Genomic DNA, 9713 nt, shown 5'->3' with positions numbered 1-9713 from the left:
ACCGCGTGCATCAGAAAGCTGTTAACGATATTAAACGCGATGCTGCGAGATAATAGGCAATGGGTGACAAATTAATCATCACCCATTGACTTTAAACACAGCTGCTCTCCCGGAGGGAGAGGGGGAAAAACCAGCGAGTTGTCCCTTTTTGAACAGAGGGGAGCATAGCGCTAAAGCTACTCAGCTCGGATTATTTGCCGGGGGAAAGGAGACACCGTTCAGTTCCCTCTCCCTTGGGGAGAGAGCTAGGGTGAGGAGGATTGCACAATGCTGCTCGCTTCTCACCCTAGCTTTTCACAGGATTCAGACTTCGTCGTCGTCTTCTGGCGCAATCAGCGGCGTGATCTTTACCTTCATAATACGGTGGCTGCTGATTTCCAGCGGTTCAAACAGATAGTCACCGATCTGCAGTTGCTCACCTTCCTGCGGAATGCGCTGGCAATGCTCCATCAATAAACCGGCGAGCGTGTGGTATTCGCGCTTCTCTTCTATCGGCAGCGGCACATACAGCACCAGATCTTCCAGCGGCATATGGCCATTGGCGATCCAGCAGCCATCGGCAGTTTGCTGGATATCGTGGCGGGCGTCGAACTCTTCATCGGCTTCGGGCAAGTTGCCCGCGATGGTTTCCATGACGTCGGTCAAGGTCACAACGCCTTCGATCGAACCAAACTCATCAACAACAAAAGCAAAGTGCGTTTTTGCCTGGCGGAACTGCTCCAACGCGGAGAGCAACGTCAACTGCTCTGGGAAGATCAACGGCTGGCGCACCAAGGCCCGTAGGTCCAACTGAGACTGTTGCAACTGTTGCTTCAGAACGTCGATCGTGTGGATTACCCCCAGCGGTTCATCACTGGAATTATCCTCCGTCACTACAATGCGCGTATGCTGGTTTTTCTCCAGCAACTGCGTCAGCTTTTCTTGCGGATCGTTAAGGGCAAGGTATTCCACATCATGCCGTGAGGTCATGATACTGCTCACCGTCCGTTGCGCCATACCCAGCACACGCTCGATCATATGGCGCTCCTGCCGGTTGAAAATCTCACCGTTTTCACTGGTGCTGTCGGCCAACAGGTTGGCAGAATGGCTGTCGACCTCGGCTTCTTCATGTTTGCCGCTGAGCATGCGCAACACCGCTTCAGCGGTGCGTTCACGCAGTGGCCGCACCTTGGAAAGAAAGCGACGCCGGTTGAATTGCGCAAGCTGATTCAGGGCCTCGATCATGACGGAGAAGCCAATGGCGGCGTAGAGATATCCTTTCGGAATGTGATAACCAAACCCTTCTGCAACCAGGCTGAAGCCGATCATCAGCAAGAAACTGAGGCACAGAATAACGATAGTAGGGTGTGCGTTAACAAAACGCGTAAGTGGCTTGCTGGCGAGCAACATCAGGCCAATAGCGATACAGACCGCAATCATCATCACCGCAAGGTGATCGACCATCCCCACTGCTGTGATGACGGAGTCGAGCGAAAATACCGCATCAAGCACGACAATCTGCGCGACAACGGGCCAGAAACGCGCCCCTTTACGCTGCCCATGCTGCTCTTCATCTTTGCCTTCCAGCCGTTCGTTCAATTCCATCGTGGCTTTAAACAGCAGGAAGATCCCCCCAACCAGCATGATCAGATCCCGCCCACTGAAGGCATGCCCAGCGGCGGTAAACAGGGGCTTGGTGAGCGTTGCCAGCCATGAGATTGAGGCAAGCAGGGCCAAACGCATCAGCAGCGCCAGCAAAAGGCCGACAATGCGGGCTTTGTCTCTCTGCTTTTTAGGCAATTTTTCCGCCAGGATGGCGATAAATATCAGGTTGTCTATCCCCAGTACAATTTCCAACACAACCAGGGTAGCCAGGCCGGCCCAAATTGTTGGATCTGCGATCCATTCCATACGCCCAATTTCACCTTTTTTGTTTGGCGGCTTATCCCGCAATAAGAATGATGGAGGTTGAGAGAGTGGAATTCAACATTAAATCGGCAGATTGAGGGGAAGATGATATAAGAGGCCAGTAATAACACATTAAATAGCTTTCTGAACAAGTTACGGATGAGACAAAAAAACAACCGACCTTTGGCGCTAAAGGGATAAGGCTGATTTTTTTAAATAAAATCAAATAATTATTTAGATTGCAAAACGAAGTTAGATGTGCATGAAAACTTCATTAGTAGTCTTATTCTGAAAAGGGTTGTACTTGTTTATCTAAGGCTTGTTTCAATGGGGCAATAGTATAAGAATCTTAGTATTCCACAACTGGAAATAAGAGCCGCGACCTGGCCAGCAAGGTGCTGCCTTTTTCCGATATTGTGAGCAGTTTCTCATCAAATTCAGAACAGAAAATCAGGTTCACTATGGGGTGTGGTGACAGCCACGGTTTTCTGCTTCAAACCCTCTCTACAGTGCATTGGTAGCTGAAAGCCAAGGGCGGTAGCGTCTCAAAAATTGAATATAACGTGATGTTGTACTTTTGTAGCGGATCAAGTGCTCTGGGTTCCTAGTTTCATTAATCCGTTGATATCATTACTTTTACAGGTTCGGTTGCGTTTACCTGTTATTTGTTGGTGAGAAGAGACTATGCAAAAAAGATTGAAGGCTGTGATCCCTGTCGCGGGTTTGGGTACACGTATGTTGCCTGCTACCAAGGCGATCCCTAAAGAAATGTTGCCGGTGGTCGATAAACCACTGATTCAGTACATTGTGAATGAGTGTGTGGCGGCAGGAATTAAAGATATTGTTTTGGTTACGCATTCATCTAAAAACGCGATAGAAAACCACTTTGATACCTCTTTTGAACTGGAAGCGGTGCTTGAGGCGCGAGTAAAGCGCCAGTTGCTTGCCGATGTGCAGGGGATCTGCCCGCCGGATGTCACGGTGATGCAGGTGCGGCAGGGGCAAGCCAAAGGCCTTGGCCATGCCGTGCTGTGTGCCAAACCGATGGTAGGGGATGATCCCTTTGTGGTGCTGCTGCCAGACGTGTTGTTGGATGATGCCACTGCCGATCTACGCAAAGAAAACCTGGCCAGAATGATCCAGCGTTTTGAGCAAACCGGTTTTAGCCAGATCATGGTTGAACCTGTTCCTGAGCAGGATGTTTCCAAATACGGTGTTGTAGATTGTTGTGGTGTCGGGTTGACGGGGGGCGAAAGCTCACCAATGACCGCAGTGGTAGAAAAACCTGCGCGCGAAGATGCACCTTCGAACCTTGCCGTGGTGGGGCGCTATGTACTTTCTGCCGATATCTGGCCTTTGCTGGAAAAAACTCCGCCGGGTGCTGGCGATGAGATCCAGTTGACCGATGCCATTGCCATGCTGATGGAGCAGCAAACGGTTGAAGCTTTTCATATGAGTGGGAAATCGCACGATTGCGGCGACAAGTTGGGCTATATGAAGGCTTTTGTGCAATATGGCCTGCGCCACCCGGTAGAGGGTGAAGGTTTCACCCAATGGCTGAAGCAGACGCTAAACAATCAGTGACAGCCGTGGCTGCTGGCATGACCATAAAGTTCAAAGAGGATTATCATGACGAAGATGTTGAAAGCTGTCATTCCCGTTGCTGGTTTAGGCATGCGTATGTTGCCAGCCACCAAGGCGATTCCAAAAGAGATGCTGCCGATTGTTGATAAGCCTGTCATCCAATACATCGTGAACGAGTGCGTTGCTGCGGGTATCAAAGAAATCATTCTGGTGACGCATTCTTCCAAAAATGCGATCGAAAACCATTTTGATACCTCTTACGAACTTGAAGCCATGCTGGAAGCGCGAGTGAAGCGCCAACTGCTGGAAGAAGTAAAATCGATCACCCCGCCAGGGGTAACCCTGATGCATATCCGCCAGGGGCAACCCAAAGGGCTGGGGCATGCGGTGCTGTGTGCTAAACCGCTGGTGGGGGATGCCCCTTTTGTAGTGCTGCTGCCGGATGTGTTGATGGATGATGCGAAAGCAGATCTGGAAAAAGACAACCTGGCGCACATGATCGCACGCTTTAAAGAAACCGGTATGAGCCAGGTATTGGTACAGGCCGTAGATGAGAGTGTGCTGTATAACTACTCGGTGGTGGAATGTGAGGTTAACGCCTTGCAGCCCGGTGAAACCTCACGTATGACCTCGATCATTGAAAAGCCGAGCCGTGAAGTGCAACTGAAGTCTAATTACTCTGCCGTTGGCCGGTATGTGCTTTCTGCTGATATCTGGCCGATCCTGGAACAAACCGAGCCAGGTGCTTGGGGGCGCATCCAGTTAACCGATGCCATTGCAGAACTGTTAAAGCAAAAACCGGTAGAGGCAATGAAGTTGGTTGGTGAGTCGTTCAACTGTGGTGAAAAGCTGGATTACCTGCGGGCGTTTGTCACCTATGGCTTGCGCCACCCGACGCAAGGCAAGGCATTCCGCGAGTGGGCAGAACAGTTGGCGCTGTAAAAACGGATATTTCAACAGCTCTCTCCTGTAGGAAGAGCGTTGCGGTGATAAGTATTGGCACTACCTTGTATCTATGCCGGGCAATGCACAATGCAGTACCAAGCTTAAATTAACACCCTCTTTCCCTGCGGGAGAGGGCCGAGGTGAGGAGCTATGCTCACCTTGAATGAAAGGGCACTGCCGGGCAGTGACCTATGATCGTGAGGCGGATTGTCAGATGAGTGCTTTACAAGCGTGCAGCTCACACCACGTTCTTTACGTACAGAAAACGCTCGAACTCATGTTATACCTCCCACATATTTGTTAGTATGCTTCGAATGGCATTGAGCAGAACAGTTGTGATTTAACGAAGGTTTTTACAGATAAGTTGCAAAGCATAGCCTCTAATTTTGCTAAACATCGCACCAGGTAGCCATGGTTGGCTGGATGCTTAGTATTGTAGATTTACTTACTTTGAAAGTGATGATAATTCGATGGCAAAGAAACAATGGAAACTGATACCGCTGTTGGTATCAATCAGCGTGATCAGTGGTTGTACCGTCGTCCCCGGTTCACACCTCTCTACCAGTGGTAAAACTGTTATCAAGCAGCAAGATAGCGATTTTAACCTCAATCAATTGGTTAATATCTACCCAATGACGCCAGGATTGGTTGATAGAATGCGGCCAAAACAAGTGATTGCCCAAAACAATGCCGCATTGGAACAAGAACTGCAGAGCTACGAGTATCGTGTCGGTATTGGTGACGTGCTGATGGTAACCGTTTGGGATCACCCTGAACTGACCACCCCTGCCGGGCAGTACCGCAGCGCCAGCGACACAGGCAACTGGGTAAACTCTGATGGCACCATTTTCTACCCGTACATTGGCAAGGTAAAAGTGGTTGGTAAGACGATGGCAGAGATACGTACCGAGATTGCCAGCCGCTTAGCACAGTTTATTGAAAGCCCACAGGTGGATGTGAGCATTGCCGCTTTCCGTTCGCAAAAGGTTTATGTAACTGGTGAAGTGACAACATCTGGCCAGCAGCCGATTACTAACGTGCCGCTAACCGTAATGGATGCGATTAATGCTGCGGGTGGTCTTGCAGCAAACGCTGATTGGCGCAATGTGGTGTTGACCCATGATGGTAAAGAGCAGCGTATTTCTCTGCAGGCCTTGATGCAAAAAGGCGACTTAACACAAAACCATCTGCTGCACCCAGGTGATATTCTATACATCCCACGTAACGATGATTTAAAAGTGTTTGTGATGGGAGATGTGAAACAGCAAGCCACGCTGAAGATGGATCGCAGTGGTATGACATTGACGGAAGCGCTGGGTAATGCACAAGGCATGGACCAATCTGTGGCTGATGCAACGGGAATATTTGTTATTCGGCCATTGCACGGTACTGAAGGGAGTAAGATTGCCAATATTTATCAGCTAAATGCATCTGATGCTGCAGCTTTGGTTATGGGTACAGAGTTCCATTTGCAGCCATATGATATTGTGTATGTCACAACAGCTCCAATTGCGCGTTGGAATCGTTTGATTAGCCAGTTAGTACCAACAATCACTGGTTTCAATAATTTAAGTGAAGGCGCATTGCGTATTCGGACTTGGCCCTAATCGACTCAGCTAGACAGAGCAATAATTATGTTCAATTCAATTTTAGTTGTGTGTGTTGGTAACATATGTCGTTCCCCAACAGGGGAACGGTTGTTGAAAAAAGCATTGCCGGGTAAAAAGGTTGACTCCGCGGGAGTAGGTGCATTGGTAGGCAAGCCGGCAGATGCAATAGCAACTGAAGTTGCTGCTCAGCATATGTTATCTTTGGAAGGGCACCAGGCCCAACAGCTCACGGGTACAATGTGCCGAAAATATGATCTGATTCTTGTAATGGAAAAAAATCATATCGATGCTGTTTGCAAATTGGCTCCAGAAGTAAGAGGAAAAACTATGCTTTTTGGTCATTGGCTTGATCAACGAGAAATTGCCGATCCCTACCGACAAAGTCGTGAGGCCTTTGAGTTTGTTTACCGCCTCCTTGATGAATCAGCTCAGAAATGGGCCAAAGCCTTAAGCCGATAGCTAGTCAGGATTTCCAATGTCAGAAAAAAATAGAGTAAATAATTCGGGAAATGATGTATCCGATGAAATCGATCTCAGACGTCTATTAGGTGAGTTAATTGATAGTCGTTGGTTAATTGTGGGTATAACAACATCATTTTTGACGTTAGGTATTTTATATTGTCTGTTTGCCACGCCAGTTTATCGTGCAGATGCCATGGTTCAGGTTGAGCAAAATGTGGGTAATTCATTACTTAATAACATAAATCAAATATTACCTAACAGTCAGCCAGAATCAGCACCCGAGATTGAGTTACTTAAATCAAGGATGGTTTTGAGCAAGACAGTAGAAGATTTGAATCTACGTACTATAGTCGAACAATCTTATTTCCCTGTTTTTGGTAAAGGGTTTGCTCGTCTGACGAACCAAGAACCAGGTAAGATATCTATCGCACAACTCGAATTACCGGAGTCTTGGCGTGATGTGTCTTCAATTGTATTAAGAGTAAATGGCCCCCAAAATTATACTTTAATCAAGGATGGGGACGAAATTGCCAAAGGAAAAACAGGGGTTTTATTAAAAAAAGATGGTTTTTCAATTTTAATAGATAATATTCATGCCAGTGTTGGTGATAAGTTTAAAATATCAAAAATAAGCGAATTAAGTGCTATTAATAATCTACTAGATGTACTTGATGTTAGTGATAAGGGGAAGAATACAGGAGTTTTGGGGCTTGCTCTTACAGGGGAAGATCCAATTTTGATTCAAAGCATATTAGATTCTATAACAAAAAATTATCTTCAACAAAATGTTGAAAGGAAATCGGAAGAAGATGCGAAGAGTTTAGATTTTTTAAATGTACAATTACCTAAAATCCGTGCAGCTCTTGATTCATCGGAAAGTAAATTAAACCAGTATAGGCAGCAAAATGATTCAGTCGATTTGTCCCTTGAAGCCAAATCGGTGTTAGATACAATTGTTGCTGTAGATTCTCAGCTCAATGAGTTGACATTCAAAGAGGCGGAAATATCCAAGTTGTATACAAGGGAACACCCCTCTTATCGAGCATTGCTGGAGAAACGCAAGACTCTTGAAAATGAAAGAGAAAAACTTAATAAACGTGTTAGTGCAATGCCTAAAACACAACAAGAAATATTGCGATTGAGCCGTGATGTCCAATCGGGTCAAGAAGTATATATGCAACTTTTGACTAAAGAGCAATCTCTTGGTATATCGAAGGCAAGCACAGTCGGTAATGTGCGTATCATTGATAATGCTATAACACAGATAAAGCCTGTTCAGCCTAAGAAGATGATTGTAATCTTTATTTCTGTCGTGCTTGGGGGGGTATTATCAGTAGGTTACATATTATTACGCTCGTTTCTGCATCGTGGTATTGAAAGCCCTGAACAGCTAGAGCAGTTGGGCATTAATGTTTATGCAAGTATTCCGCTCTCAGAATGGCAGAGAAAGAAAGATCAAGAGTTTATTAGTAAGAGTAAAGGGAAAAAACTCAATAGTGATTCTAATTCATTGTTGGCTTTTGGGAATCCAGCTGATCTTGCTATTGAAGCAATCCGCAGTCTCCGAACCAGTCTACACTTTGCTATGATGGAGGCAAAAAATAATATATTAATGATATCTGGTGCTAGCCCTGGTATCGGCAAAACCTTTATCAGTGCTAACCTTGCAGCCGTAGTTGCACAAACTGGTCAAAGAGTATTATTTATTGACAGTGATATGCGTAAAGGATATGCGCATGAGTTGATTGGTTTAGATGGCCAGAATGGATTATCAGGAGTTTTATCAGGAAAAGTATCTATTGCCTCTGCAATCCAAAACACTGCGCATGAAGGGCTTGATTTTATCCCAAGAGGGCAGGTGCCACCAAATCCATCAGAGTTATTAATGCACAGCCGCTTTGCTGAAATGTTAAAGCGAGTTTCTGAAGATTATGATCTTGTTTTGGTTGATACACCACCAATTCTTGCAGTAACAGATGCCGCGATCATTGGCAAACATGCTGGTACAACACTGATGGTTGCTCGTTTTGAACTCAATACGCCAAAAGAAGTTGAAGTAAGCGTCAAACGCTTTGAACAAAATGGCATTGATATCAAAGGTGTCATCCTGAACGCGGTAATGAAAAAGGCTTCTAACTACTATAATTATGGCTATGATTACTATAATTATAGCTATGATTCTGAAAACACTTCAAAGTGAAACACTCTTTGTCTGGGCCTCAAAAGAGGCCCTCTAAGAATTTATCTTGAAAGTTATATTAAAAGCTGGCTAATTGAAATGGCAAATATAAGAGTTAACATTGTTATCCCCAGTTATAATGGGGGCGAAATATGGCAGAGTTCTGCCTACGCATTATCTGAAGTTATTTCAGACAATGAGAAAGTATTTGTTATTGATTCATCCAGCAAAGACGATACTGTTATAACAGCCAAGAGGTATGGTTTTCTTGTCGATATAATTTCCACTGCTGATTTTAATCACGGTGGAACCAGGAATATGGGGGTTAATAAAGATCATTGCGATATAGTAGTATTTATTACCCAAGATGCTATTGTACAAAAAGATTGCCTCAAGAAAATAATTGAACCATTTTCTGATCCCCAAGTGGTGTGCGCATATGGCCGCCAATTACCCCATCTCAATGCTAATCCACTGGCTGTTCATGCACGAGACTTTAATTATAGGCATACCAGTTACATAGCTTCGCAAGAGACAGCTAAAACTCTGGGGCTCAAAACAGTATTTATGTCCAACTCCTTTTCTGCTTATAGAGTTTCTGCTTTCAATGAGCTTGGTGGTTTCCCAGAAAATACCATTCTTTGTGAAGATATGTTTTTTGCAGCAAAAGCTGTTCTTGCAAATTACAAAGTGGCTTATGTGGCAGATGCTATGGTTCGCCATTCCCATAACTACTCTGCTAGTGATGAGTTTAAGCGCTATTTTGACATAGGTGTTTTTCATGCTGATGAATCATGGATTCGTACTTCTTTCGGTAGTGCAGGAGGAGAAGGTAAGAGCTTTATCATATCAGAGCTTAAATATTTGATGAAGAATGCTCCATTATGGATACCAAGAGCCTGTATTAACAATTTTGCTAAAATAATTGGTTATAAACTAGGCCAAAATTATAAAAAATTTCCACAAAAGTGGAGGAAAGCGTTTAGCATGCATAAGCGCTATTGGAATAGTATTTCGGACTAGTCATCCTATTAATAAAGGATAAG

Annotated in this window: 7 protein-coding genes; 6 read left to right on the top strand and 1 reads right to left on the bottom strand. The window is 45.3% G+C overall.

The features are described 5' to 3' along the window. Positions 1–303 precede the first annotated feature (303 nt). Positions 304–1890 carry a TerC family protein gene (locus WG891_RS20715; protein WP_337264278.1) on the bottom strand — a complete coding sequence of 529 codons (1587 nt, stop codon included), beginning with the start codon at positions 1888–1890 and terminating at the stop codon, positions 304–306. Positions 1891–2571: 681 nt separating this feature from the next. On the opposite strand from WG891_RS20715, the gene galU (WG891_RS20710) reads away from it, so the two are divergent. From galU (WG891_RS20710) to WG891_RS20685, 6 genes are all read left to right on the top strand, one after another. Then, positions 2572–3471 (top strand): UTP--glucose-1-phosphate uridylyltransferase GalU, encoded by a 900-nt coding sequence (gene galU / locus WG891_RS20710; RefSeq protein ID WP_337264279.1) that lies wholly within the window; start codon positions 2572–2574, stop codon positions 3469–3471. A gap of 45 nt (positions 3472–3516) precedes the next feature. Continuing rightward, positions 3517–4413 (top strand): UTP--glucose-1-phosphate uridylyltransferase GalU, encoded by an 897-nt coding sequence (gene galU, locus WG891_RS20705; RefSeq protein WP_337264280.1) that lies wholly within the window; start codon positions 3517–3519, stop codon positions 4411–4413. A 473-nt stretch (positions 4414–4886) separates the two neighbouring features. Continuing rightward, complete coding sequence (locus WG891_RS20700) at positions 4887–6023, top strand: polysaccharide export protein (RefSeq protein WP_337264281.1); 1137 nt, start codon at positions 4887–4889, stop codon at positions 6021–6023. 27 nt (positions 6024–6050) lie between these two features. Beyond that, positions 6051–6485: an arsenate reductase/protein-tyrosine-phosphatase family protein gene (locus WG891_RS20695; protein ID WP_337264282.1), complete on the top strand. Its 435-nt coding sequence runs from the start codon at positions 6051–6053 to the stop codon at positions 6483–6485. A 16-nt stretch (positions 6486–6501) separates the two neighbouring features. Then, positions 6502–8688: a tyrosine-protein kinase Wzc gene (gene wzc, locus WG891_RS20690; protein WP_337264283.1), complete on the top strand. Its 2187-nt coding sequence runs from the start codon at positions 6502–6504 to the stop codon at positions 8686–8688. Between the two features lie 87 nt (positions 8689–8775). After that, entirely contained in the window at positions 8776–9690 is a 915-nt protein-coding gene (locus tag WG891_RS20685; protein ID WP_337264337.1) for a glycosyltransferase family 2 protein, read from the top strand. Positions 9691–9713 lie beyond the last annotated feature (23 nt).

Origin of the sequence: Serratia sp. MMO-28 (genome assembly GCF_037199905.1) — a bacterium.
Taxonomy (GTDB): domain Bacteria; phylum Pseudomonadota; class Gammaproteobacteria; order Enterobacterales; family Enterobacteriaceae; genus Chania; species Chania oryzae.
The sequence above is the reverse complement of the archived record's forward strand: the minus strand, read 5'-3'. Positions and strand labels throughout refer to the sequence as shown.